We start from the raw sequence: 24142 nt of genomic DNA, 5'->3' as shown, positions 1-24142 counted from the left end.
CCGCACGGAACCACCACCATGACCGTCCGTCCCATGCTTCCCGCCGCCGCGATGCTGCTCCTGCTGGCGGCCTGCGTGTCGCAGCCCAGGCCACTGCAGGGTGGCTTCAGCGAGACCACGCCGCATGCCGTGGTGGAATCCGACGCGACCGGCCTTCCGGTGCGCTGGGGCGGACGCATCGTCCGGGTCGAACCGGGTCCGAACCAGACCTGCTTCGAGATGATCTCCACGCGCCTGACCTCGACGGGTCGCCCGTGGTGGGGCAGCGACGACAGCAACGGCCGTTTCATCGCCTGCCGCACCGGCTTCTACGACCCGGCGGTGTTCGAAGTGAACCGGGAAGTGACCTTCACCGGCACCGTCACCGGCTACGACACGCGTCGCATCGGCGAGTACGACTACCGCTTCCCGAAGCTCGCCGCCGACGTGGTCTACCTGTGGCCCAAGCGCGACGCGGTGCGCGTGATCACCCGCCCCGAGCCCTGGCCGTGGTGGGGGTGGTGGTAAGCGGCAACCGTTATCGGCGCGCCGCGGGCCATCAAGCCCCGAATCGCCCCAGCGGCGCACCTGCCAGCAGGTGGAGGTGGATCTGGTACACGGTCTGGCCGCCGTCGCCGTTGCAGTTCATGACGACGCGGTAGCCGTCCTCGGCAAATCCCTGCGCCTTCGCGTACGCGGCCGCCGCGAGGGCAAGCCTGCCGATGATTTCCGGCCGCGCGGACGGCACGTCGTTCAAGGTGGCGAAATCCTGCTTCGGCACGAACAGCACGTGCACCGGCGCCTGCGGCGCGATGTCGTGGAAGGCGATGACGTGTTCGTCCTCGAACACGATCTGCGCGGGGATCTCGCGGCGGATGATCCTGTGGAAGATGGTGGGCATGGGGTGTCCGGGATTTACTCAGGCCATCTCGCTGCGCGAGCCGAACGCGTGCGACAGCGTGCCGCGGTCGACGTACTCGAGCTCGCCGCCCAGGGGCACGCCGTGGGCGAGCCGGCTGGGTTTGACCTGGTGCTGGCGCGCGAGCTGGGCGAGGTAGTGCGCGGTGGCCTCGCCTTCGACGGTGGGATTGGTGGCGATGATCAGTTCCTGCACCTGGCCCTCGCGCAGGCGCGCGTCCAGCCGGTCCAGGCCGATCTCGCGCGGCCCGATGCCATCGAGCGGCGACAGCCGGCCCTGCAGCACGAAGTACAGCCCGCGGTAGCCGGTGGCCTGCTCGATCGCGAGCCGGTCGGCGGGAGATTCCACCACGCACAGCAGGTGCGCGTCGCGCGATCCGCTGGCGCAGGTCGCGCAGACTTCGGTCTCGCTGAAATCACGGCAGCGCGTGCAGTGGCCCACCCGCTCGACCGCGTCGGCGAGCACCGAGGCCAGGCGACGCCCGCCGTCGCGCTCGCGCTCGAGCACGTGGTAGGCCATCCGCTGCGCCGTCTTCTGGCCCACGCCGGGCAGCACGCGGAAGGCTTCGATCAGCTGTTCGAGGAGCGAGGACATGGGCTGGTGACTGCTGGACCGGTAACCGGTGATTCGAAAAGCGCCAGGCCGACCGTCGGCCGCAGCGAGCGGCCACCGCGCTTCAGGAGAGCGGCAGGCGGTTGCTGACGAATCAGCGGGGCTCTCAGAACGGCAGCTTCATCCCCGGCGGGATCGGCATTCCGGCCGTCGCACCGGCCATCTTGTCCTTGGACGCCGCGTCGATCTTGTTGGAAGCGTCGTTGAAGGCCGCCGCGACCAGGTCCTCGGCCATCTCCGGATCGGAGAGCACGCTCGGGTCGATACGCACCTTGCGGCACTCCTTGGTGCCCGAGAGCGTCACGTTGACCATGCCGCCGCCGGCGCTGCCGATGACTTCGAGCGCGGCGATTTCCTCCTGCACGCGCTGCATGTTCTCCTGCATCTTCTGCGCCTGCTGCATCAGCTGGGCGATGTTTCCACGCATGTTTGGTTCCTAGGCTTCGTCGAATGGTCGGATGGAATCTGGCACGAGCTTGGCGCCCTGCTGCTGCATGAGGCGCTGCACCTGCGGGTCGGCCAGAAACGCGCTTTCGGCAGCGGCCTGGCGCTGGTCGCGCTCACGCGCGGTGCGTGCATGCAGGGTCTCGCCAACGGCCGCGGCCACCTCGTCGAACCGGATCTGCGGCGCGACGCCAAGCTTCGGCGACAGCGCATTGGCCAGCTGTGAAATCAGGAACGGTGTCTTGAGATGGTCGTCGCTGGCCGGCAGCGACAGGCGCAGCACGGCGCCGCTCCAGTCGATGAACGAGGCATGCGCAGCCAGCTCGCGGACCGGACCGCGCAGCGCCAGGCCGGCGACCAGGTCGACCCAGGCCGCGGCGTCGAGCGCCGCCAGTGGCGAGGCAGCCACGACCGGCGCGGGTTCTGGCGCCGGTGTCGCTGGTGTCGGCGGTGGGGTGTCGACGGCGCCAGCGGCTGGAGCACTGTCACGTGCAACGGCCGTGTGGCCCGCAGGCGCGGCGTCGCGAGGGCTGGCTGCTTCGCGCGGAAGCATCGCATCGCGCGCGGCCCCCGCACGCGGAGCGGGCGCCATCTCCGCCGCGAGTGCAGCGCGCGCGGCGTCGGCGGCGGCGGAACGTCCGCCACGCGCCGGCGCAACGCTACCCGTCGGCGTCGCCGCAGCCGCCTGGCTGCCGCCTTCCACCGGCCGGAACGCCAGCATCCGCAGCAGGATCATTTCAAAGCCAGAACGCGGGCCTGGCGCCAGGGGCAGGTCGCGACGCCCGGTCAGCGCCATCTGGTACCACAGCTGCACCAGCTCCGGCCGCAGCGCGGCGGCGAGCGGTGCGATATCGATGCCATCGGCCTCGCCAGTGCTGTCGGGCACCAGCTGCCGGACCTGGATGCGGTGCAGCGCGGCGGCCAGCGCGTCCAGCACGCCCGACCAGTCGGGTGAGAACCCGGCCAGTGCCTCGATTTCCGCCATCAGCCGCGCGCCATCGGCCGCGGCCAGCGCATCGAGCAGCGCGCCCACGCGGGTGCGGTCGACGGTACCGAGCATCGTCGCCACCCCGTCCTCGGATAGGTTGCCGCCGGTGTAGGCGATCGCCTGGTCCAGCAAGGACAGGCCATCGCGCAGGCTGCCATCGGCCGCCCGCGCCAGCTGGCGCACGGCGCCCGGTTCGACCGCGATGCCCTCTGCCTCGAGGATCTTCGAGATCTGCCCGCCGATCTGTTCCTCGTCCAGCCGCTTGAGGTTGAACTGCAGGCAGCGCGACAGCACCGTCACCAGCAGCTTTTCCGGATCGGTGGTCGCGAACAGGAACTTCACGTGCTCCGGCGGTTCCTCCAGCGTCTTGAGCAGCGCGTTGAACGCCTGCTTGGACAGCATGTGGACTTCGTCGATCAGGTAGACCTTGTAGCGGCCGCGCGAAGGCATGTACTGCGCGTTGTCGATCAGGTCGCGGACGTTGTCGACGCCGGTGTTGGAGGCCGCGTCGATCTCCAGCAGGTCGATGTAGCGGCCTGCGTCGATCGCCAGGCAGGTTTCGCACTGGCCGCAAGGATCGGCGCCCGTGCCCTGCTCGCAGTTCAGGCTCTTGGCGAAGATCCGCGCGATCGTGGTCTTGCCCACGCCGCGGGTGCCGGTGAACAGGTAGGCGTGGTGCACGCGGCCCGAATCGAGCGCGTTGGAGAGCGCCTGGACCACGTGTTCCTGGCCCACCAGCTCGGCAAACCGCCTGGGGCGCCACTTGCGGGCGAGGACGAGATACGACATGCGCCCATTGTGCCGCGCCGGGCCCCGGTTTGCCTGTCCCGATTGGCCATGCCCGAACGATCGCGCGACGCCAGCGCAGTCTTTGGTTGTGGCAAAGCCGCGCGACCGCTAGAATTTGCGCCCCTGTGAGCGGCGGCTGTCGCCCACCGGGGCCTCCCGGAGAGGTGTCCGAGTGGTTGAAGGAGCACGCCTGGAAAGTGTGTAAGCGTCTAAACCGCGCTTCGGGGGTTCGAATCCCCCTCTCTCCGCCAGTTTCAGTTTCATGTTCAAGGGCCGCGCGTTGCGTGGCCCGTCCTATGGTGGCCCCGTCGGCCCCTCGCGACGCTAGGTTGAAAATCCCGCCAGGGCCGGAAGGCAGCAACGGTATCGATCGACGCGGGTGCCGAGGCAAGCTGGCGGGGCCATCACCCTTTCCGGAGTCCGCTGCGTATTCACGCCGATCGTCACTGGCGGCAGCGGCCACTGGTGGCGGTTGCAGGTGACCTCTGAACAACTGTCGTCATCCCCGCGAACGCGGGGATCCAGTGACCGCAAGCCGTTGAGTTCGAAGCCAATGGATTGACCAGCGCTTCCGCCGCTGTTGAAACGCGCTTCCGCTTGACCAGCCTGCGGCTGTTGCAGAGCACTTCGCGGGAATGACGAGCAAAAGCGGGCGGCCGATGGTCCGCACACTACGGTTGTCATCCCGAGCGCAGCGAGGGATCTCGGCCTCGATGCAAGATCCCTCGCTGCGCTCGGGATGACAGTGGAAGCTTCGCGCGACGCCAGCGTCCTGCGGCGAACCCGGAACCAGGATTCACGGCCCCTGGCGCACGATCCCCAGAGCGTCGGGCTGGCGGCCGGTGTTCCAGTACTCGAGCACGCGCCAGTCGCTGCTGTCGATCACGGCGATCCGGTCCGCGCCGCTGATCGCCACGTACACGCGCGGCCGCGATGGATCGGCGATGACGCCAATCGGCATCGGGCCCTGGCCGAGCATGCTCTGGCCGGACTCGCCGCCTTCGGGCTGCAGCGGCACCGTGGCCACAGGCGCACGGGTCGCGGCGTCGAAGACCGACATCGTCGCGGCCCTGGCATTGGTGACCAGCGCATGGCGCCCCTCGGGCGTGAACACCACGCGGATCGGGAAGCCGGCGCCTTGGAGCGTGTCGATCTTTTCCAATGTGTCCGGGTCGTGCACGGTCACCGTGTCTTCGGCGCGGTTGGTCACCCACACGCTGCCGTCGGGCGCGACCTCGATGCCTTCCGCGCCCTCGCCCGCCGCGACTTCATGGGTGACGCGCGCAGCCGCAACATCGACGCGCGACACGGTTCCGGCGCCGATCTTGCTCACGTAGGCGGTCGCGCCATCGCGCGAGATCGCGACCATGTGGCCGACACCGTCGCCGACGTCGATCGCCTGCGCCACCGCACCGGCCTCCAGGTCCACGCGCAGCAGCGCACGGCTCTGCTCGGTGGTGACCAGCAGGTCGCCGCCCGGCAGGAAGCGCAGGCCGTGCGGGCGGCCGTGCTCGCCCAGGTCGATGCTGCGCGTGACGCCCGATGCCAGGTCGATGACGGTCAGCGAACTGCCCGGCTGCTGCTGGCCGTAGTCGGTCACCACCGCCACGCGGCCGTCGGCGGACACCGCGATCTCGTGCGGCCCCGCGCCGCTCGCAATCTCGCCCAGCCTGCGCCCGTCCTCGAGCGAGATCCGCCACACGGTGTCGTCGCTCTTGTTGCCGACCAGGAGCGCATCCTGGGCGAACGCTGCCGCACACGACATGGAAAGCGGCAGTCCCAGCAGGAACAGTGTGAATCGCTTCATGAGGACCTCTGCGTAATCAGCGACGGCGGATGGACCGGCAGGGATGTGCAAAAGACCGGGCGTAGCGGCCACTCTTTGCTTTCGCCCGTGGCGACGGTGTCAGTTGCCGGAACCTGGAGGGTCGGTTTGGCGCGGATGCAACCAGTCGGCGTGGCCGTCGGCGTAGCGTTCGTGCTTCCAGATCGGCACGCGCGACTTCACCTCGTCGATGATCCAGCGACAGGTGTCGAAGGCCGCGTCTCGATGCGCGGCGCTGGCGCCGACCCATACAGCCAGTTCGCCGATCGCGAGATCGCCGACGCGATGCACGCAGCAGGCGTCGATCGCGCCGAACTTCGCCAGCGCTTCTTCCAGGATCCGCCCGCCCTCGGTTTCGGCCAGCTCGACGTAAGCCTCGTAGCGCAACCCAAGCACCGGACGGCCATCGTTGTGGTCGCGCACCCAGCCTTCGAACGCGGCGAATGCGCCGGCGCGCTCGTGCAGCAGGCGCTCGCGCAGGGGCGCGATGTCGAAGGGTGCGTCGGCGATGCGGAAGCGCTTCATGCCGGCAGGCATCCAGGCGTACCCGCCGCGAAAACATCAGCGGCAAAATGGATGACCAGCCCTGCGGGCTGTTGAAAGGCGCTTCCGGCGTTCGCCGGGATGACGGCGGATGGATTGGGCCTGCGCATGCTCATCCTCCCGACACCGGCGGGATGAAGGCCACTTCCGCCCCGTCGGGGACGGCATCGGTCCAGCGGGCGAAGGCACCATCCACCGCGACGCGCAGGTGCTCGACTGGCAGCGCGAAGCCGTGGCGTTCGCGCGTCTGCGCGTACAGCGCGGCCAAATCGGCCGCGCCCGTGTCCAGCGTTTCCGACGCTGCGCCCGCGGCATCTCGCAGGCTGGCGAAATACAGCAGCGTCACCCGCGCCATCAGCCGACCTTCCCGAAATCGCGCTTGCCGCCGCGCTTGCCGGCCAGCTTGGCCGGGCCCAGCACGATCGCGTGCGACAGCGCCTTGCACATGTCGTAGACGGTGAGCGCGGCCACGGTGGCGCCGGTCAGCGCTTCCATCTCCACGCCGGTGCGGTGCGTGGTCCTGACCAGGCACTCGATGCGCAGGTCACGCTCGCCGTGCCAGTCGATGGCGATGCGGATGCCGTCGATGGGCAGCGGGTGGCAGAACGGGATCAGCTCGTGCGTGCGCTTGACCGCCATGGTGCCGGCGATCACCGCGGTGTCGACGATGCCGCCCTTGGCGCTGCGCAGTCCGGAGCGGCGCAGCTGCGCGGCCACGTCGGCCGGAAAGCGCACGCGGCACTCGGCCAGCGCCTGGCGCGCGGTGACGGCCTTGCCCGACACGTCGACCATCGCGGGTCGGCCGTCGGCATCCAGATGCGTGAGTGTCTTGCCTTTCGCCATTGCGCCATCGTAGTCGCTGCGGCGGCGGCGCGCCCGCTGGACTCAGCCGCCGACCAGGAACATCTCCACGTGCCGCGGCGACGCGTGGGGGCTGCCGCGCAGCTCGCTGTAGCGGTCGGCCCGCCGCGACCAGATCTCCGCCAGGCGCGCCGCCAGCGCGGCCTCGCCCTGCGCCAGCGCAGGCCGCAGGTCCAGGCCCTGCGAGGAGAACAGGCAGGTGTACAGATGCCCGTCGGCCGATACACGTGCGCGGTGGCAGTCGCCGCAGAACGGCGCGGTCACCGAACTGACGAAACCGATCTCGCCGCCGCCGTCTTCGAACGCATGGCGCTCGGCCACTTCGCCACGATAGTTGGCGTCGAGCGCACGCAGCGGCCAGCGCGCGTGGATGCGCGCGCGCAGTTCGGCCGAAGACACCACGCCTTCGCGCTGCCAGCCGTTGCAGGTGCCCACGTCCATGTATTCGATGAAGCGCAGCACATGGCCGCTGCCGCGGAAATGCCCGGCCAGGGCCAGCACCTGCGATTCGTTGACGCCACGCTGGACCACGCAGTTGATCTTGAGCGGACCAAAGCCCGCGTCCTCTGACGCGGCGATCCCCGCCAGCACGTCGGCCACGTCACCACGCCCGCCGGACAGCGTACGGAACAGGTCCGGCTCCAGGGCGTCCAGGCTCACCGTGATCCGGCGCAGGCCGGCCGCATGCAGCGCGGCGGCGTGTCGCGCCAGCAGCGAGCCGTTGGTGGTCATCGCCAGGTCCTCGATGCCCTCGATACGCGCCAGGCGTGCGATCAGTTCGGGCAGGCCGCGACGCAGCAGCGGCTCGCCCCCGGTGATGCGCAGCTTGGTCACGCCCAGCCCGGCGGCGCCGCGCGCCAGCGTCTCGATCGCGTCGAACGAGAGCCGGCCCGCCGCATCGAGGCCGTGGTCGTCGGGAATCCGATCGGCCGGCATGCAGTAACCGCAGCGGAAGTTGCAGGCCTCGATCACCGACAGCCGCAGGTCATGCAGCGGCCGCGCCAGTCGGTCGACCAGCGCCAGCGGGAAACCGGGCTGCGCACTCATGCCGCCGTCTCCGGGGAAATCGCAGGCGCCCGCAGCGGGAAGACCTCGCCCGCTTGCGCCACGCGATGGCCGCGCGCCGCCATGGCCCGGCCGTCGGCGGCGCTGGCGTAGTGGTAGAGCACGCAGCGCGCGAGCAGCTGCGGCTCGTATTCGCGCTCCAGGTCGTCGATGCCGCTGTGCGAGGGATTGCCATGCAGGGCGCAGTCGTGCGCGACCAGTTCGTCGCGATCGGCGTGCCTGCGCAGCTGCTCGGGGATCGGCCGGGTGTCGCCAGTCCACACCAGGCTGCCCGGCAGGCGCAGGCCGAATGCGGTGTCCGGCCAGTGGTGGCGCACCGGGAACACCTCCAGCCGCAGACCGTCGTGCCAGAACGCGTCGCCCACCGGGATCACGCGGAACGCGTCCCAGAAGTTGGCGCCGCCCTCGGCCAGCACGTTGGGATAGGCGGCCACGCGCTGGTGCAGCAGCGGCAGCACGCTGGCCGGCACGTACACCGGCATCCTCCCGCGCCGCGCCGGATCGAAATACTCCGACACGAACAGCCGCTCGAAGCCGCCGACGTGGTCGAGATGGGTATGGGTGATGAACAGCGCGGGCGGCGGCTCGCCGTAATGCTCGAGCAAAGCAGTGAGGCCCTCGCTGCCGCAGTCGACGGTCAGCCACGGCCGGCCATCGCGCTCGATGGTCGCCATGGGTGAACCCAGCTCGATCGCCGAAGCGTTGCCCACGCCGTGGAAGCGCAGCGCCCAGCTCATCCGGGCGCGCCCCTGCGGCGCGGGTCAACGCGTGGCGCGCCGCGCAAGCAACGCCCGTCCATGCTCAATTGCCCCGCGCCCAGCGCGCGTCATAGGTCTCGCGCAGCCGCGCGAAGCCGGCATCCACCGCGGCGCTGTTGCCCGCGCCGGCGATCTTGTGCAGCGAGCGCAGCAGCCGCTGCAGGTTGCGCTCGCGCCAGGCGGTGGCCGGGATAAGCATGCGGCTGCGGTCGAGGTCGATCAGCCAGCCCTTGCCGCGCGCATCGAACAGCACGTTGTGGGCGTTGAGGTCGGCATGGTCCAGGCCTTCGCGATGGAATCGCGCGATCAGCACCCCGGTCTCCTCCCAGGGCGCACCGGCGGCGGATTCCCGCACCAGGTCTGCCAGCGAACGCACGTCCATCAGCCGTTCGATGATGATCCAGGCACGATAGCTGAAGCGGCCGCGCAGGTAGCAGGCCGCGACCGGCTCGGGTACCGGGCACTTGCGCCGCCGAAGTTCGCGCAGCAGGCGGTATTCGACGAAGCTGCGGGTCGCGTTGGCGTCGCGCCAGACGTAGCGGTCGCGGCTGATGTTCGCCGCCATGCCACCACGCAGGTACTGGCGCAGCACGCAGGGGCCGTGGCTGGCCTCGATGAACCAGGCGCCGCCGCGACCGCTGCCCGTCACCGCCTGCGCGCGCGCGCCCCACTCCTGGGCATCGAACCAGCGCGGGTCGACTTGCCGCAACTGCGCGGCGTCGAACAGAATCGCGCCATACTCCCCGCTGCCGCGAGGGTCGCGGAAGGGCGTCAGGCTCTCAGTGGCATCGAACGCGACCATCCAGCGAGTCTAACAAGCCGTGCCCCATCTCCACCCTGCTCCGCGCTCGATCTGCCTGCTGCGCCTGTCCGCGCTCGGCGACGTCACCCACGTGCTGCCGCTGGTGCGGACCCTGCGCGAGGCCTGGCCGGGTGTCGAACTGACCTGGATCATCGGCCGCGGCGAGCACCGGCTGCTGGAAGGCGTGCCCGGCGTGGAGTTCATCGTCTACGACAAGAAGACCGGATTGGCCGGCATGCGCGCGCTGCGGCGCGAGCTGCAGGGCCGGCGATTCGACGCGCTGCTGCAGATGCAGGTGGCTGCGCGCGCGAACCTGCTGTCGGCCTTCATCCCGGCCACGTGCCGGATCGGCTACGACCGTGCGCGCTCCAAGGACCTGCATGGGCTGTTCATCAACCAGCGCATCCCCGACCGGCCCGGCATCCACGTGCTCGACGCCATCGGCAGCTTCTGCGAGCCGCTGGGCCTGCGCCAGGACGACGTGCGCTGGACGATGCCGGTTCCCGACGAAGCCCGCGACTGGGCCCGCGCGCAGTGGCCCGACGACGGCACCCCGACCCTGCTGATCTCACCCTGCTCCAGCCACGTGCGCCGCAACTGGTTCGCCGACCGCCATGCCGCCGTTGCCGACCACGCGGCCGCCCAAGGCTGGCGCATCGTCCTGTGCGGCGGCCGCAGCCAGCTCGAGCGCGACACCAGCGACGCGATCCTCGCCGCGATGGCCGCGCCCGCCCTCGACCTGGTCGGCAAGGACACGCTCAAACAACTGCCAGCCCTGCTCGAACGCGCCGACCTGGTGATGACCCCCGATTCGGGCCCCATGCACATCGCCAACGCCATGGGCACCAAGGTCCTGGGCCTGCACGCGGCCAGCAATCCCGCGCGCAGCGGGCCGTATTCGGACCTGCGCTACTGCGTCGACCGCTACGACGCCGCCGCCCGTCGCTATCTGGGCAAACCGGCGGCCGCACTCAAATGGGGCACCAAGATCGAGTTCGACGCGGTGATGGACCTGGTGACGGTGGACGACGCCATCGCCGCGTTCGAGCGCTATCGCGCCGACCGCAGCTGACCGTTCGCCTCAGGCGCCAGTCCCGCTGCCGTAGTCCTGGTACGACTTCTCCTCGACGTAGGCCGAGCCCAGGCCGAGGTTGATGTCCTTCTTGACCCGCGCGCGGACGTCGTTCTCGAAGTAGACGCTGCGCGCCAGGCGGATGAATTCCTCGTCGAAGGCCTGCGCCTTTTCCTTCAGGCGGATGTCGTCCTCGATCACCCACAGCCGCTCGTTCACGGCCTTGAGCTCGGCGCGCAGGCGCGCGATGTCGTTGCCGGCGACCGGGTGCGCCATCCAGGTGTTTTCCAGCGCCGTCAGCTCGTTGCGGACATTGGCCAACTTGGCCTCGTCGGTCATGCGCTCGGACTTGATCTGCAGGATCGAGATCTTGTCCAGCAGCTCGCCGAACGACACGGGCACGGAAATCTCGGACATGGACGCGGTTCCTGCGGAAAAGTCGGGCCGGGAAGTCTAGCGCGCGCCTTGTCCACGGGCAGCCCGCCCCGTATGATTGCGCCCCCGGCGTTCAGCGCCGGGACCGCGCAACACCCGCATCCAGGGGAGGTGGCAGAGCGGTTGAATGTACCTGACTCGAAATCAGGCAGGCGTTTATAGCGCCTCGGGGGTTCGAATCCCCCCCTCCCCGCCAGATCCGCCGAAGCCCCCGCAAGGGGGCTTTTGCGTATCCGGGCGAGACGTTCCGGGAGCCGAAGACGTATTGCCGACGCCCGGTGGCGAGTCGCAACGGCACAACCCGCCCGCCGCCACGCAGCAGACTGCCGGCCAGCGTCAGCTTCTGCGCGAAAAAGTGCGCCGCCCGTCTCAGTTCCCGCAGGCACGACTCCTGCTTGCCGTCCCGGTGCCGTCAACAGAAGCGACGGACCGACAGGCGACCGCAGCCATGAACCTCTCCGACCTTCCCTTCCGCAAGCTGAGCGAGCAAGCCGGCATCGTGCTGCTGCGCGCCGCGCTGGTGCTTGCGGTGGCATTCGCCCTGGTCAACTCGCTGCAGGGTTGAGACGGCCGCCGCTCCAGCGGCCGGTCCCAGGCTGTCGGCTACGGCTGCGAAAGCAGCTCCTGCGCCGCGTGCACCAGGTAGATGTAGCTGGCGCCCAGGTTGATCACGTATTCGTTCTGGCCCCAGAAGAACGGCCAGTCCTCCTTGTTCTCGGGGAAATCGGGCTTGAGCACGAGCACGCCCGGCACGATGCCGCCGGCGATGAAGCTGAAGTCCGCGCGGTTCATGCCGTAGGCCACCTGCTTGGACTTCGCGCCGACTGCGGAAACGAACGAGATGTTCGAGTCCGGATGCGTGCCGTACAGGTAGTTCAGGCCCTGCAGGGTCGGCTCGATGTCGAACAGGTCGGGGAAGGCCTTGTGCAGCCGGTAGTTGGTGCTGGCCATGCCGATGACGGCGCCGTTGCCGGCCCAACCGCCGCGGGTGATCAGGACCCCGTAGGGGTTCTCGGCCACCATCTCCGAACGCTCCACCTTGAAGGCTTCCGCGCGGGCGCGCAGCTTGGCCGCGAATGCCGCGTCCATCTTCGGCAGCGCGGCAATGGCAAGGCCGGCATTGAAGCCGAAGCGCGTGTCGATCGCCGGCCACAGCGCCTCGATGCGCGCGCCGTACTTCGCGTCGGCTGTGCTCAGCAACAGCTGCACCGCCGCGCGCAGTTCCTCGTCCTCCGGATCGCCGCCGGTGGTGTTGCCGACGCGGAACAGGTTGGGCTCGCGCGCGTGCTCGAAGTCCCACACCTTCTGCGCGGTGGCCAGGCACTCGTCGGCCAGTGCGTCGTTGTAGCCGCGCAGCGCGCGGCTGGCGGCGGCCAGCGCCGCGGCCGAGCCGTAGTTGAGCGCGGTGGTGTTGGTGGTGAAAGCCAGGCGGTCGTCGTTGGGCGAATCGGGATCGTTGGGATCGTCGACCCTGCCGTCGGTCTTGCTGGCCGCGTCGCCCAGGTGGGTGTACTGGCCGAGGTCGGGCTCGACGATGCCGGGGATCGCATGGCCGAACACGCGGTGCTGGGCGATCAGCGCCAGGGTGCCATGCTCGATCTGCTGCAGCATGTCGGGCACGCCGTCGGGGCGATGAATCTCGACATGCTGCTTCTTCTGGTCGATCGAGGTCTCGTCCCGCTCGGGGCGGAACTGCTCCCAGGTGTCGACCAGCGACATCACCGTGGCGTAGTGGGTCTGGGTGCGGATGTCGTAGTCACCCGCATCGAACCAGCCGCCGTAGTTCAGGCCCGGGATGTGCTCGCCCGGCTGGAACGGCGAATCCAGGTCTGGTCCCTGCCCGAACAGGTCGAAATGCTCCTTGTTCGGCGGCACCTGGCGCGCGTCGTCCATGTGCGAGCGGCCGTGCCAGACGCGGTAGGCCTCGTTGACGAACATGTGGTCCATCTGCACCGGGAAGAACACGTCGAGCGTGGGATGCCAGGCATTGGCGTAGGCGTCGGCTGCGATGCGGAAGGCGCTGGTGCGCTGGCCGGCCGCCTCGATCACGTAGATGCCCGGCTCGCGCACGTCGGAGAAGTCGAAGGTGTAATAGTCGTAGCGCAGGTACGGGCCCCAGCGCTCGGCATCGGCGGCGTGCGCTTCATGCTCGCGGCCATCGGCGTCGATGCGCAGCAGGCGCGCGGCGCCAGGCGCGGCGGCGCGGCGATCGGTCTCGAGCACGGCGACCTTGCGCTGCGCGGGGTGGTAGCCCACCTGCGAGTGGCCGATCACGGTCTGCCGCGTCCAGCCCGGGACGGTATTGCCCTCGAGCGTCCACTCCAGCACCACGCCGGTCTTCCCTGCCGGCAGCAGTCCGCGCACCACGTACCAGCCGTTCTGGGCCTGGTTGCGGCCGTCGAAGATGCCCAGGTCACCGCTGTTGGAGTTGATCGTGACGCGGCGCTGCGGATCCTCCGGCGCCAGGGTCAGGCTGCGCCCGGATGCCATCGGCAGCCGCACCGGCTTGCCGTCGCCTCCGCGCGTGGTCGGGCCGGCCGGATACAGCGGCAACTGGCCGCTGCCGGCCTCGGTCAGCCAGGTCTTGCCCCAGTAGGCCGAGGGCAGGAACTCGAGGTTGAAACCGGCCTTGCCTTCCAGCGCGCGCGGCAGCGGCTTGTCGAACACTACCTGCAGCTTCACGCCCTCGCCCGCGGGCGAGACGCGGATGTCGTATTCGAAGCCGTGCTCGGCATAGCCCAGCCGGGTGGTGACGGTGCTTGTGCGCGCGTCGACCTTGCGATCGACCAGCAGCGCCACCGCATCCCACTGCTCGGGCGTGGGGCTCAGGCGTACGTCGCCGTTGGTCGCGGTGCGCACGCCGTGATGGATCAGCTCGACGCCCGCGTGCTTGGAGTCGCTGAACAGCCCGTCGTAGTAGTTGTTGAAGGCCAGCACGTCGAGGCCCGGCTTGCTGAAGTACTCGAGCTCGTTGAGAACAGGCGGCGCAGCGAACGCCGATCCGGACGCCGCGAGGGTGAGGGTGACGGCGAGCAGACGACGGCGAACTGGATGCGGCATGGTGGACGACTTCCCCTGGAGACGAGTGTTAACGCTAACATTCGGGCTGGAGATTGCTTGCGGCGGTGCAACAATGCTGTGGCGTGGAGTCCGTGTTGCAGTTGTGCAGAGGGCAGCCAACGCGCTTTTGCGGCTCCTCGCCAATTCGGGGGGTCAGCCGGATTGCTGGCGACTGGACCAGGCCTGCGGCCGGGAGTCGTCCCGGGGCGGGGGTTGCTCCCCGGCTCGGTCAGCCATCCATGGCTGACTCGCCGCCGCAGCGCATCCATGCGCTGCTTTCCGCAACCCCCGCCCCGGAACGACCGTCGCCAGTCACTGGCGTGGCCTCGAAGGAGTGCCCACCGAAACATCGCAGCGCCCGTCGCAGTGAGCCGTGTCCTGGCGACCGGGGGTCGCGGAAAGCAAAACATGGATGTTTTGCGCGCGAGTCAGGACAGGATGTCCTGACCGAGCGAAAAGCGACCCCCGGTCGACAGGGCGCGGCGTCCAATCGAGGCCGCGCGGACTTCGCAACGGTGCCCACCCTTCTTTCGATCGGGAGAAGAACTTTTTTTCTCCCGCTGCGCGCGAGGCCGCGCAGTCATCCGCGCGGATGATGTTTGGCGTGCAGTTGCTTGAGCTTCTCGCGCGCCACCAGCGTGTAGATCTGGGTGGTCGACAGCGAACTGTGGCCCAGCAGCATCTGCAGTGCGCGCAGGTCGGCGCCGTGGTTGAGCAGGTGGGTGGCGAAGCTGTGGCGCAGGCCGTGCGGGCTGATCTTCGACGGATCCATGCCGGCGACCGCGGCCGACTTCTTCACCGTCGCCCAGAACTGCTGCCGGCTGGGTGGTTCACCTGAGGCCGCGAGGAACAGCGACGCCAGCACGCGCCTTCCGGCCAGCGCCGGCCGCGCCTCGGCGAGGTAGCGCTCCAGCCAGTGCTGCGCTTCTTCGCCCAGCGGCACCAGCCGTTCCCGCCCGCCCTTGCCGGTGACCCGCAGCACGCCCTGGCGCAGATTGACCGCGGTCGCCGGCAGGTTGACCAGTTCGCTCACGCGCAGGCCGCAGGCGTACATCAGTTCGAGCATGGCCCGATCGCGCAGGCCGGCGGGCGTCGACACGTCGGGCGCGGCGAGCAGCGCCTCGATTTCGCCTTCACCCACGGCCTTGGGCAGCAGGCGCGGCAGGCGCGGCGAGTCGATCAGCGCAACCGGATCGTCGTCGCGCACGCCGCGCCTGCGCAGATGGACGAAGAACGCGCGCAGCGCTGTCAGCAGGCGCGCGTTGCTGCGAGCGGAATAGCCGTCGCGCGTGCGTGCGGCGAGATAGTCGAACAGCGCGCCCCGGTCGACCATGGCCAGGCCACCCGCGCGACCGTCCAGCCAGCGGGCGAGCCCTTCGAGATCGCGCCGGTAGCTGTCCAGCGTTTGCCGGGCCACGCCGCTCTCGGCCCACAGCGCGTCGAGGAAGGCACTGACCGCATCGCCATCGGCATCGCGCAGCGGCGGCAGCTGCTGCGCGCGCTGGCGGCGTTCGGCGGGCGTGGTACTGGGCATCGGTGCAGCTTAGCCGACGCTCCGAACGCTATCCTGTGCCGATGCACGCCCACGACGCAGATACCAGCACGCAGCGCCCTTCCGCCTTCGTCGGCCGCCGGCTGCTGGCACTGCTGTACGACCTGTTTCCGGCGCTCGCCCTGTGGTTCCTGGTGGCGGTGCCGTTCGTGCTGCTGGATGTGGCGGTGACTGGCGATGTCCGCCACAACATCGGGTCGCTCAGCGTATTGCAGTGGCTGCTGTGGGCGGTGTGCTGGATGGTGACCGGCCTCTACGCGACGCTGAGCTGGCATCGCGGCGGGCAGACGCTGGGCATGCGGCCGTGGCGGCTGCGGGTCGTGTCCCTGCAGGGCGGCCCGCCGTCGCGGGGCGCCGTCTGGCGGCGCTATGCAGTCGGCACCCTGTCGCTGCTGGCGGGCGGACTCGGGCTCTGGTGGGCGTGGCTGGATCGCGACCGGCTTGCCTGGCACGACCGGGCCAGCGGAACGCGCGTGGTGCGGGTGCCGAAGCGGGAGCGGTGATTCGTGGCTTGCGGGCAGGTGCGCGTCGATGGCGCGTTCTTCGCCGCTCTACGTTCCCTCAGGCCGATCGCATTGCGGATCTGTAGGAGCGGCTTCAGCCGCGATGGGCAACGACGTCCGGCCCGGCGCAGCGCGCCGGGCGTTCGGAGCGGGCGCGTGAACCACTTCGAGCCTGCGGCGCGCAGATGTTGTTTTACGTCCGGGCCCGCGCAGCGCGCGGGGCGTTCGGAGCGGGTGCGTGAACCACTTCGAGCTTGAGGCGCGCAGATGTGGTTTTACGTCCGGCCCCGCGCAGCGCGCGGGGCGTTCGGAGCGGGCGCGTGAACCACTTCGAGTCTGCGGCGAGCAGATGTTGTTCTACATCCGGCCCCGCGCAGCGCGCGGGGCGTTCGGAGCGGGCGCGAGGCAATGCCTCGCCAGCGCCCGCTCCTCACCCACTCCGACGTCGGAACAGTAGCCAGGAGACGGTGAGCATGAGCAGCGGGGGCACCGAATAGGCGATGCGATAGTCGAACTGGTAGACCGCGGCGAGTTTCACCACCTGGGTCTGCAGCAGCCAGAAGCCCAGCGCAAAGACCACGCCGATGAACAGGCGCCGGCCGAGGCCGCCGCTGCGCAGGCTGCCGAACGCGAAGGGGATGGCCGCCAGGCACAGGGCCAGCACATTGAGCGGATAGAACCAGTGCCCCCAGTAGTATTCCTCGAACTCGCTGGCGTCGAGCTGGTTGCGCTTGCGGTACTCGATGCCCTGGCTGAGCTCGGCCGAAGTCATGTAACGCGGTCGCCAGATGTTGCCGGCGTTTGCGGCCAGGGCGGCGGAATCCAGGTTCGACTCCCAGCGCTCCTCGGTCGACTCGGTCTGGCTGACCGCACGCTCCTCGAACCAGGTGCGCGTGACGTCATGCAGCAGCCAGCCGCTGCTGCGGTGCTCGGCGACGCGTGCGTGGGCGATGGAGGTCAGGCGCCCGTTTTCGTCGAACTCGAACAGGCGCACGTCGTCGAGCTCGAGCCAGTGCTCGCCGCCCTCCTCACGCTCGCGGCCGGCCTGGGCGTTGAGGAAGGTGTCGCCTTCGCGCGCCCACAGGCCCGAGTACTGGGCCACGATCATGTCGTTGGAGCGCGCGGCGGACTTCATCATGTCGGCGCTGCGCTGCGCCCAGGGGCCGACCGTCTCGGCATTGACCATCATCAGGCCGGTCAGCAGCAGCAGCGGCAGCGCCACCGACAGGCTCAGCCGCTGGCGTGAGATGCCCAGCGCCCGCAGTGCGGTCAGCTCGGAGCTGGCCGCCAGTTGGCCCAGGCCCATCAGCGAGCCGATGACCGCAGCGGTGGGGAACATCATGTAGGCGCGCCGCGGCGCGGTGTGCGCGACGTAGTTGACCGCCTTGATGAAGTCGTAGCTGCCCTGGCCGACGCTGCGCAGTTCATCCACCATCGCCAGCACCAGGTCCAGGCCGGTGAGGACCGCCCAGGTCAGCAGCACCGTGCCGATGACCACGCGCGCGACCAGCAGGTCGTGGCGCCTGGGGAACGCCATCATTCCCTCCTCCCCGGCAGGCGCGGGCGCACACGCGTGACGCGGCCATCGGTGAAGTACATCCACAGGCCCAGGGCAAGCAGCGGAAGCACCAGCCACCACAGGCCCAGCGGCGCGGGCAGCTTGCCCGACGCCAGCGCATTGGTCCCGAGCAGCATCAGGTTGAGCCCGAACACGTAGGCCAGCAGGCCGACCAGGATCCGCCCCCAGCGCGCCTGCCGCGGCGGGCTGCGTGCGAGCGGCACCGCCATCAGTGCGAATGCCAGCGCCAGCAGCGGCGGCGCCAGCCGGAAATGCAGCTGCGCACGCGCCTCCGGGCGCCCGTCGGGCAGCAATGCCAGGGTCGACATCATTTCCGGATCGTTGGCGATGTCGGTGCTGTCCGCATCGGGCAGGCGCACCTCGTTGGAGCCATAGCGCATCAGCCGGTAGTCCTTGCCCCCATCCATCGGGCCCTCGACGCGGAACCCCTCGTCCAGCCGCAGGTAGCGGGTCGTTCCGTCCACGGCCAGCGCGCCGGTGCGCGCCGAGGTGACGTCCATCCGGCCCTCCTCCTGGCGGTAGATGAACACGCGTCCCAGCTGCGTGCCGTCGTTCGACATCGCGTTGGCATACACCACCCCGCCGCCGCCCGGCAGCTCGACGAAGCGCCCGGCCTCCAGTCCGGACACGAGCAGCGTGCGCTGCCCGGCTTCGATCATCTGCTGCGAATAGCTGCGCGCCCACGGTCCCAGCCACAGCGAGCAGGCGCCAACCACCAGCACGAACGGCACCACCAGCATCAGCAGCGGACGCAGCAGCCGTCGCGGGCCGACGCCGATCGAGGCCAGCACCGGCGCCTCGCTGTCGCGGTAGAGCCGGCCCACGGCCAGCAGCAGCCCCAGCATCAGCCCCAGCGGCAGGATCAGCGGCAGGTAGTTGAGCAACTGCAGGCCCAGCTGGGCCAGCATGATGCCGGCCGGCACCTTGCCGCCGACGATATCCTTGAGCACGTCGGCAAACACACCGCCCAGGCTCACCACCATCAGCACCACCAGCGCCGCGAACGTGGTCTGCGCGAATTCGCGGAACAGGTAGCTGTCGAGCTTCGGCATCGGATGGGGGGTTCGATTAGACTAGGGCATTGCCTGCGGCCCGCAAATGCGGCCCTGATCGCCGCGGCTCCGGCGTCCAGGCGCTGCGTGGCCGGCGATTGTACGAAATAGCCTCTGGAATCTGATTGATGACCCTCGAATTCACCCTGAACCGCTCGACTGCGGGCGCCACCGGCACCGATTGCGTCGTGGTAGGCGCCTTCTCCGACGGCTCGCTGAGCCCCGCCGCCCAGGCCCTCGACGGCGAAGGCCGGCTGGCCGCGCTGGTCACGCGCGGCGACATTTCCGGCGCTACCGGCCGCAGCCTGACCGTGCATGACCTGCCTGGCGTGTCCGCGCCGCGCGTTCTGGTGATCGGGCTGGGCGAAAAGGCCAAGTTCGGCGTGGCCCAGTACCTCAAGGCGGTCGCCGACGCGGTGCGCGCCCTGCGCACCGGCCCGGTGAAGTCGGCGCTGTTCACCCTGTCCGAGCTCGAGGTCAAGGACCGCGACGCGGCCTGGAACATCCGCCAGGCGGTCATCGCCGCAGACCATGCCGCCTACCGCTACACCAGCACCCTCGGTGCGAAGAACAAGAAGCGCAGCGAAACCGGCCTGGCCGCCTTCGCGGTGCAGGGTGAGGACGAGACTGCGCTGGCGCAGGGCAAGGCGATCGCGGCCGGCGTGAAGTTCGCCCGCGAGCTCGGCAACCTGCCGCCCAACATCTGCAACCCAGCCTATGTCGCCCAGCAGGCGCAGGAATTCGCGGCGCGCTTCGACAAGGCCGAGGCCGAGATCCTCGACGAGGCGCAGATGGAGCAGCTGGGCATGGGCGCCCTGCTCGCGGTCGCGCGCGGTTCGGCCAACCGCCCGCACCTGGTGGTGCTGAAGTGGAACAACGGCGGCGACGCCAGGCCCTACGTGCTGGTCGGCAAGGGCATCACCTTCGATACCGGCGGCGTCAACCTCAAGACGCAGGGCGGCATCGAGGAAATGAAGTTCGACATGTGCGGCGCGGCCGGCGTGCTCGGCACCTTCGTCGCCGCGGTCGGCATGCAGCTGCCGATCAACCTGGTGGTGATCGTGCCGGCGGTCGAGAACGCGATCGACGGCAACAGCTACCGCCCGTCCGACGTGATCACCAGCATGGCCGGCAAGACCATCGAGGTCGGCAACACCGACGCCGAGGGTCGCCTGATCCTGTGCGATGCGCTGACCTACGCCGAGCGCTTCAAGCCCGAGGCACTGGTCGACGTGGCCACCCTCACCGGCGCCTGCATGGTCGCGCTGGGCCGCTACGCCTCGGGCCTGATGAGCAAGCACGACGACCTGTCGTCCGAACTTCTGGCCGCGGGCGAGGACGTGTTCGACCGCGCCTGGCGCCTGCCGCTGTGGGACGAATACCAGACCCTGCTCGAATCCAACTTCGCCGACGTCTACAACATCGGCGGCCGCTGGGGCGGCGCGATCACGGCGGGCTGCTTCCTGTCGCGGTTCACCGAAGGCCAGCGCTGGGCGCACCTGGACATCGCCGGCAGCGCCAGCGGCGACGGCAAGATGGGCATGGCGACCGGACGCCCGGTGGGCCTGCTCAGCCAGTGGCTGCTGGATCGCGCCGGCGGCGCGACCGCGGGCTGAGGACCGGGAACCGGCAATGGTGAAAAGCGTTGCACTGCGGCCGTCACCTGCGGGCCACGGGATCGCGGTACGTCGCCGCTCGCGGTTGCCTGCTCCGCATCCCCGACCCTGATGCCCCGCGCCGACTTCTACCTGGTCGCAAAGCCGCGCTTCCGCGAGCAGCCGCTGCGGCTGGTCTGCGAGCTGGTGCGCAAGGCGTATGGCGCCGATCTGTGGACGCTGGTGCTCGCACGCGACACCGCCCAGGCCGAGGCGCTCGACGACCTGCTCTGGGACATGGGCGAGGATGACTACATCCCGCACCAGATCGCCGGCCGCGACGACGAGGACGAGGTGACGCCGGTGCTGATCGCCGACCCGCAGACCGATGCGCCGATGCGCGCACTGGTGATCAACCTGCGCGACGCGCCGGTCACCGGCGACTTCCAGCGCGTGCTCGAGGTGGTGCCCGCGGACGAATCCGCGCGCGGCCCGCTGCGCGAGCGCTGGAAGCACTACAAGGCACAGGGCTTCGAGCTCAACAAGTACGACATGTGAACCCGTAGCCGGACCATCGCCACACCATTCCCCACTCTGTCATTCCGATCGCAGTGAGGAATCCGCTTCTGGTCGACGCGTCTGCCCCGTGGAGCAGATTCCTCACTCCTTTCGGAATGACAAGCCGCATCCCATGACCGACCAACTCGCCCCCAGCTACGACCCCGGCAACTTCGAATCGCGGCTCTACGCCAAATGGGAGTCGTCCGGCGTCTTCGCGCCGCGTGGCGATGGCCCCGCCTACACCATCCTGCTGCCGCCGCCGAACGTCACCGGCACCCTGCACATGGGCCATGCCTTCCAGCACACCCTGCAGGATGCGCTGATCCGCTACCACCGCATGCTCGGCCACCGCACGCTCTGGCAGATGGGCACCGACCATGCCGGGATCGCCACCGAGATGGTGGTCGGCCGCAACCTCGCCATTGCCGGCGAAGGGCAGACCCGCGATTCGCTCGGGCGCGACGGCTTCATCGCCAAAGTGTGGGAGTGGAAGCAGCAGTCCGGCGACACCATCGAGCGCCAGATGCGACGCATGGGCACGTCCGGCGACTGGTCGCGCAAGGTCTTCACCATGGACGAGGGCCCGTCGCAGGCGGTGATCGAAGCCTTCGTGCGGCTGCACGAAAAGGGCCTGATCTATCGCGGCAAGCGCCTGGTCAACTGGGATCCGGTGCTCAACACCGCGATCTCCGACCTGGAAGTGGAGAACCGCGAAGTGCCCGGCCACATGTGGCACTTCAAGTACCCGCTGGCCGGCGGCGAGACCTACGAATACGTCGAGCGCGACGCCGACGGCAACGTCACCCTGCGCGAGACCCGCAACTACATCGCCATCGCCACCACCCGCCCGGAGACCATGCTCGGCGACGGTGCGGTGGCGGTGCATCCTTCGGACGCGCGCTACGCGCCGATCGTGGGCAAGCTGTGCGAGATCCCGGTCGGGCCGAAGCAGCACCGGCGGCTGATCCCGATCATCACCGACGACTACCCGGACCCGGCGTTCGGCTCGGGCGCGGTCAAGATCACCGGCGCCCACGACTTCAACGACTACGGTGTCGCCCAGCGCAACAACCTGCCGCTGTACGCGCTGATGGACGGCTCGGCGCGCATGCGCAGCGACGGGCTGTCGTACGCCGAAAGCGCGGACATTGCCGGACGCATCGCGCGCGGCCAGCACAACCCCGACGACGTCGGCGCGATCAACCTGGTGCCCGAGGAACTGCGTGGCCTGGACCGCTACGAGGCGCGCCAGCGCGTGGTCGAGGCGATCACCGGCGAAGGCCTGGCGGTCGTCGACGTCGAGGGCCAGCCGCTGGTCGATGCCAAGCCGATCATGCAGCCGTTCGGCGACCGCAGCGGCCAGGTGATCGAGCCGTTCCTGACCGACCAGTGGTTCGTGGCCATGGACCAGATGGGCCGCCGCGGCATGGAGCTGGTAGAGAACGGCAGCGTCAAATTCGTGCCGCCGAACTGGATCAACACCTACCGCCACTGGATGGAGAACATCCAGGACTGGACCATCAGCCGCCAGCTCTGGTGGGGCCACCGCATTCCGGCCTGGTTCGACGAGGCCGGCAACGTGTACGTGGGCCGCGACGAGGCCGAGGCGCGCGCTCGCGCAGACCTCGGCGACGACGTCGCGTTGCGCCAGGACAGCGACGTGCTGGAGACCTGGTTCTCCTCGGCGCTGTGGCCGTTCAGCACCCTGGGCTGGCCGGACCAGGACGCGATGCGCGAGCGCGGGTTCGAGGATTTCCTGCCGACCAGCGTGCTGGTCACCGGCTTCGACATCATCTTCTTCTGGGTCGCGCGCATGGTCATGATGACCGACGCGCTGACCGGCAAGGTCGCCTTCGACGATGTCTACATCACCGGCCTGGTCCGCGACCGGGAAGGCCAGAAGATGTCGAAGTCCAAGGGCAACGTGCTCGACCCGCTCGACATCATCGACGGCATCAGCGCAGATGCGCTGGTCGCCAAGCGCACCACCGGGCTGATGAAGCCCGGCGACGCGCCGAAGATCGAGAAGGCCACGCGCAAGGAATACCCGGACGGCATCGCCGCACACGGCGCCGACCCGCTGCGTTTCACCATGGCCGCGCTCGCCGGCCCGGGCCGCGACATCAAGTTCGACCTCGGTCGCGCCGATGGCTACCGCAACTTCTGCAACAAGCTGTGGAACGCGACGCGCTTCGTGCTGATGAACACGCAATCCCTTCACCCGCCTGCGGGGGAAGGTGCCCGAAGGGCGGATGGGGGCAACCCGACCCAGCCTAATACCGACGCGGAGAAGTGGATCCTGTCGCGCCTGGCCAGTGCCACCGCGCAGGCGCATGAACACTTCGCCAGCTACCGCTTCGACCTGCTCGCACAGACGCTGTACGAGTTCGCATGGAACGAATACTGCGACTGGTTCGTGGAACTGGCCAAGCCTGCCCTGCAGGGCAGCGACGCGGCAGCCGCGGAAAGCACCCGCCATACCCTGCTGGTCGTGCTGGAAGCGCTGCTGCGCCTGCTGCATCCGCTCATTCCCTTCGTCACCGAAGAGCTGTGGCGCCAGGTTGCGCCGCGCCTGGGCATCGAAGGCGACACCATCTCGCTGCAGGCCTATCCGCAGGCCGCCGATTTCCAGGGTGATTTCGCGCGCGCCGAAGCAGACGTCGAATGGCTCAAACTGATGGTCACGGCCCTGCGCCGCATCCGCAGCGAGCTGGGCGTGTCGCCCTCGCGGCAGGTGCCACTGCTGGTGCAGGCGGGCACCGACGACGATGCCGCGCGCCTGCGGCGCTTCGATGCGCAGCTGCGCTTCCTCAACCGGCTCGAGCGCATCGAGGCGGTCGAGGGCGACCCGCCGCCGGCCGCGGCCGGCCTGGTCGGAGAGCTGCGGCTGTTCGTACCGCTGGAGGGCCTGGTCGACCTTGATGCCGAGCGCACGCGCCTGGACAAGGAGATCACGCGCGTATCCGCCGAGAAGGACAAGAGCGCGGCCAAGCTCGAGAAGTTCAGCGACAAGGTGCCACCCGCGGTGGTCGAACAGGAGCGCCAGCGCCTGGCCGACTGGACCGCGCAGCACGAGGCACTGGGCGCCCAGCGCGCGCGGCTGTCGTAGGAGCGGCTTCAGCCGCGACCGGACGTTCGACACGGCCGG

Annotated in this window: 22 protein-coding genes, 2 tRNA genes and 1 other RNA gene; 9 read left to right on the top strand and 16 right to left on the bottom strand. The window is 69.3% G+C overall.

Features of this window, described 5'->3' with window-relative positions; translation table 11 throughout:
• Positions 1-18: 18 nt before the first annotated feature.
• Complete coding sequence (locus tag ACW5DW_RS03810; RefSeq protein ID WP_457017439.1) at positions 19-507, top strand: Slp family lipoprotein; 489 nt, start codon at positions 19-21, stop codon at positions 505-507.
• Positions 508-538: 31 nt separating this feature from the next.
• Here the strand turns inward: ACW5DW_RS03810 and ACW5DW_RS03805 are convergent, their stop codons facing one another.
• The 4 genes from ACW5DW_RS03805 to dnaX all read right to left on the bottom strand — a co-directional run bounded on the left by ACW5DW_RS03805 (position 539) and on the right by dnaX (position 3731).
• The gene (locus ACW5DW_RS03805) at positions 539-880 is read right to left on the bottom strand and encodes a histidine triad nucleotide-binding protein (RefSeq protein WP_457017438.1); all 342 of its coding nucleotides are present in this window, start codon (positions 878-880) and stop codon (positions 539-541) included.
• 18 nt (positions 881-898) lie between these two features.
• Positions 899-1492 carry a recombination mediator RecR gene (recR, locus tag ACW5DW_RS03800; RefSeq protein ID WP_457017437.1) on the bottom strand — a complete coding sequence of 198 codons (594 nt, stop codon included), beginning with the start codon at positions 1490-1492 and terminating at the stop codon, positions 899-901.
• 124 nt (positions 1493-1616) lie between these two features.
• A complete protein-coding gene (locus tag ACW5DW_RS03795) occupies positions 1617-1937 on the bottom strand; it encodes a YbaB/EbfC family nucleoid-associated protein (protein WP_457017436.1) in 321 nt (106 codons plus the stop codon).
• 9 nt (positions 1938-1946) lie between these two features.
• Positions 1947-3731 carry a DNA polymerase III subunit gamma/tau gene (gene dnaX / locus ACW5DW_RS03790; protein ID WP_457017435.1) on the bottom strand — a complete coding sequence of 595 codons (1785 nt, stop codon included), beginning with the start codon at positions 3729-3731 and terminating at the stop codon, positions 1947-1949.
• A gap of 158 nt (positions 3732-3889) precedes the next feature.
• On the opposite strand from dnaX, the gene ACW5DW_RS03785 reads away from it, so the two are divergent.
• Positions 3890-3982 (top strand) — tRNA-Ser (locus ACW5DW_RS03785).
• A gap of 54 nt (positions 3983-4036) precedes the next feature.
• Positions 4037-4133: signal recognition particle sRNA small type (ffs, locus tag ACW5DW_RS03780), an RNA gene on the top strand.
• Between the two features lie 394 nt (positions 4134-4527).
• Here the strand turns inward: ffs and ACW5DW_RS03775 are convergent.
• From ACW5DW_RS03775 to ACW5DW_RS03745, 7 genes are all read right to left on the bottom strand, one after another.
• On the bottom strand, positions 4528-5538 hold the full coding sequence (locus tag ACW5DW_RS03775) for a Vgb family protein (protein ID WP_457017434.1): 1011 nt from the start codon (positions 5536-5538) through the stop codon (positions 4528-4530).
• Between the two features lie 99 nt (positions 5539-5637).
• Positions 5638-6081, bottom strand: a complete 444-nt coding sequence (locus ACW5DW_RS03770; protein WP_457017433.1) for a molybdenum cofactor biosynthesis protein MoaE — start codon at positions 6079-6081, stop codon at positions 5638-5640.
• Positions 6082-6211: 130 nt separating this feature from the next.
• Positions 6212-6457: a MoaD/ThiS family protein gene (locus ACW5DW_RS03765; protein WP_457018395.1), complete on the bottom strand. Its 246-nt coding sequence runs from the start codon at positions 6455-6457 to the stop codon at positions 6212-6214.
• Positions 6454-6942 carry a cyclic pyranopterin monophosphate synthase MoaC gene (gene moaC, locus ACW5DW_RS03760; RefSeq protein WP_457017432.1) on the bottom strand — a complete coding sequence of 163 codons (489 nt, stop codon included), beginning with the start codon at positions 6940-6942 and terminating at the stop codon, positions 6454-6456. The genes ACW5DW_RS03765 and moaC overlap by 4 nt, the downstream gene beginning before the upstream one ends.
• A 42-nt stretch (positions 6943-6984) precedes the next feature.
• On the bottom strand, positions 6985-8007 hold the full coding sequence (gene moaA, locus ACW5DW_RS03755) for a GTP 3',8-cyclase MoaA (RefSeq protein ID WP_457017431.1): 1023 nt from the start codon (positions 8005-8007) through the stop codon (positions 6985-6987).
• Positions 8004-8762, bottom strand: a complete 759-nt coding sequence (locus tag ACW5DW_RS03750) for an MBL fold metallo-hydrolase (RefSeq protein ID WP_457017430.1) — start codon at positions 8760-8762, stop codon at positions 8004-8006. Before ACW5DW_RS03750 ends, moaA begins: the two co-directional genes overlap by 4 nt.
• 64 nt (positions 8763-8826) lie before the next feature.
• Positions 8827-9585, bottom strand: coding sequence for a 3-deoxy-D-manno-octulosonic acid kinase (locus tag ACW5DW_RS03745; protein ID WP_457017429.1), 759 nt, complete (start codon positions 9583-9585; stop codon positions 8827-8829).
• 19 nt (positions 9586-9604) lie between these two features.
• Between ACW5DW_RS03745 and ACW5DW_RS03740 the strand changes: the two genes are divergently transcribed.
• A complete protein-coding gene (locus ACW5DW_RS03740) occupies positions 9605-10657 on the top strand; it encodes a glycosyltransferase family 9 protein (protein ID WP_457017428.1) in 1053 nt (350 codons plus the stop codon).
• A gap of 9 nt (positions 10658-10666) precedes the next feature.
• Here ACW5DW_RS03740 and ACW5DW_RS03735 read toward each other — a convergent pair whose 3' ends face one another.
• Positions 10667-11074, bottom strand: coding sequence for a DUF6165 family protein (locus tag ACW5DW_RS03735; protein WP_457017427.1), 408 nt, complete (start codon positions 11072-11074; stop codon positions 10667-10669).
• 123 nt (positions 11075-11197) lie between these two features.
• Here ACW5DW_RS03735 and ACW5DW_RS03730 point away from each other — a divergent pair.
• Positions 11198-11288, top strand: a tRNA-Ser gene (locus ACW5DW_RS03730).
• A gap of 407 nt (positions 11289-11695) precedes the next feature.
• Here the strand turns inward: ACW5DW_RS03730 and ACW5DW_RS03725 are convergent.
• Together ACW5DW_RS03725 and xerD are read right to left on the bottom strand one after the other, a co-directional pair.
• The gene (locus tag ACW5DW_RS03725; protein WP_457017426.1) at positions 11696-14152 is read right to left on the bottom strand and encodes a glycoside hydrolase family 9 protein; all 2457 of its coding nucleotides are present in this window, start codon (positions 14150-14152) and stop codon (positions 11696-11698) included.
• Between the two features lie 580 nt (positions 14153-14732).
• Entirely contained in the window at positions 14733-15686 is a 954-nt protein-coding gene (gene xerD, locus ACW5DW_RS03720; RefSeq protein WP_457017425.1) for a site-specific tyrosine recombinase XerD, read from the bottom strand.
• Positions 15687-15727: 41 nt separating this feature from the next.
• Here xerD and ACW5DW_RS03715 point away from each other — a divergent pair, with 41 nt between their 5' ends.
• Complete coding sequence (locus tag ACW5DW_RS03715) at positions 15728-16207, top strand: RDD family protein (protein WP_457017424.1); 480 nt, start codon at positions 15728-15730, stop codon at positions 16205-16207.
• A 430-nt stretch (positions 16208-16637) separates the two neighbouring features.
• On the opposite strand, the gene lptG is transcribed toward ACW5DW_RS03715, so the two are convergent.
• Both lptG and lptF read right to left on the bottom strand, forming a co-directional pair.
• The gene (gene lptG / locus ACW5DW_RS03710) at positions 16638-17810 is read right to left on the bottom strand and encodes an LPS export ABC transporter permease LptG (protein WP_457017423.1); all 1173 of its coding nucleotides are present in this window, start codon (positions 17808-17810) and stop codon (positions 16638-16640) included.
• Positions 17744-18838, bottom strand: coding sequence for an LPS export ABC transporter permease LptF (gene lptF, locus ACW5DW_RS03705; protein ID WP_457017422.1), 1095 nt, complete (start codon positions 18836-18838; stop codon positions 17744-17746). Before lptF ends, lptG begins: the two co-directional genes overlap by 67 nt.
• A gap of 128 nt (positions 18839-18966) precedes the next feature.
• On the opposite strand from lptF, the gene ACW5DW_RS03700 reads away from it, so the two are divergent.
• The 3 genes from ACW5DW_RS03700 to ACW5DW_RS03690 all read left to right on the top strand — a co-directional run bounded on the left by ACW5DW_RS03700 (position 18967) and on the right by ACW5DW_RS03690 (position 24103).
• Positions 18967-20454, top strand: coding sequence for a leucyl aminopeptidase (locus ACW5DW_RS03700; RefSeq protein ID WP_457017421.1), 1488 nt, complete (start codon positions 18967-18969; stop codon positions 20452-20454).
• A gap of 111 nt (positions 20455-20565) precedes the next feature.
• Positions 20566-20991, top strand: a complete 426-nt coding sequence (locus ACW5DW_RS03695; protein ID WP_457017420.1) for a DNA polymerase III subunit chi — start codon at positions 20566-20568, stop codon at positions 20989-20991.
• Positions 20992-21124: 133 nt separating this feature from the next.
• Positions 21125-24103: a valine--tRNA ligase gene (locus ACW5DW_RS03690; RefSeq protein ID WP_457017419.1), complete on the top strand. Its 2979-nt coding sequence runs from the start codon at positions 21125-21127 to the stop codon at positions 24101-24103.
• Positions 24104-24142: the final 39 nt, after the last annotated feature.

Source organism: Luteimonas sp. A482 (assembly GCF_054072655.1).
Note: the sequence above shows the minus strand (reverse complement) of the source record. Positions and strands in the feature narration are given on the sequence as shown.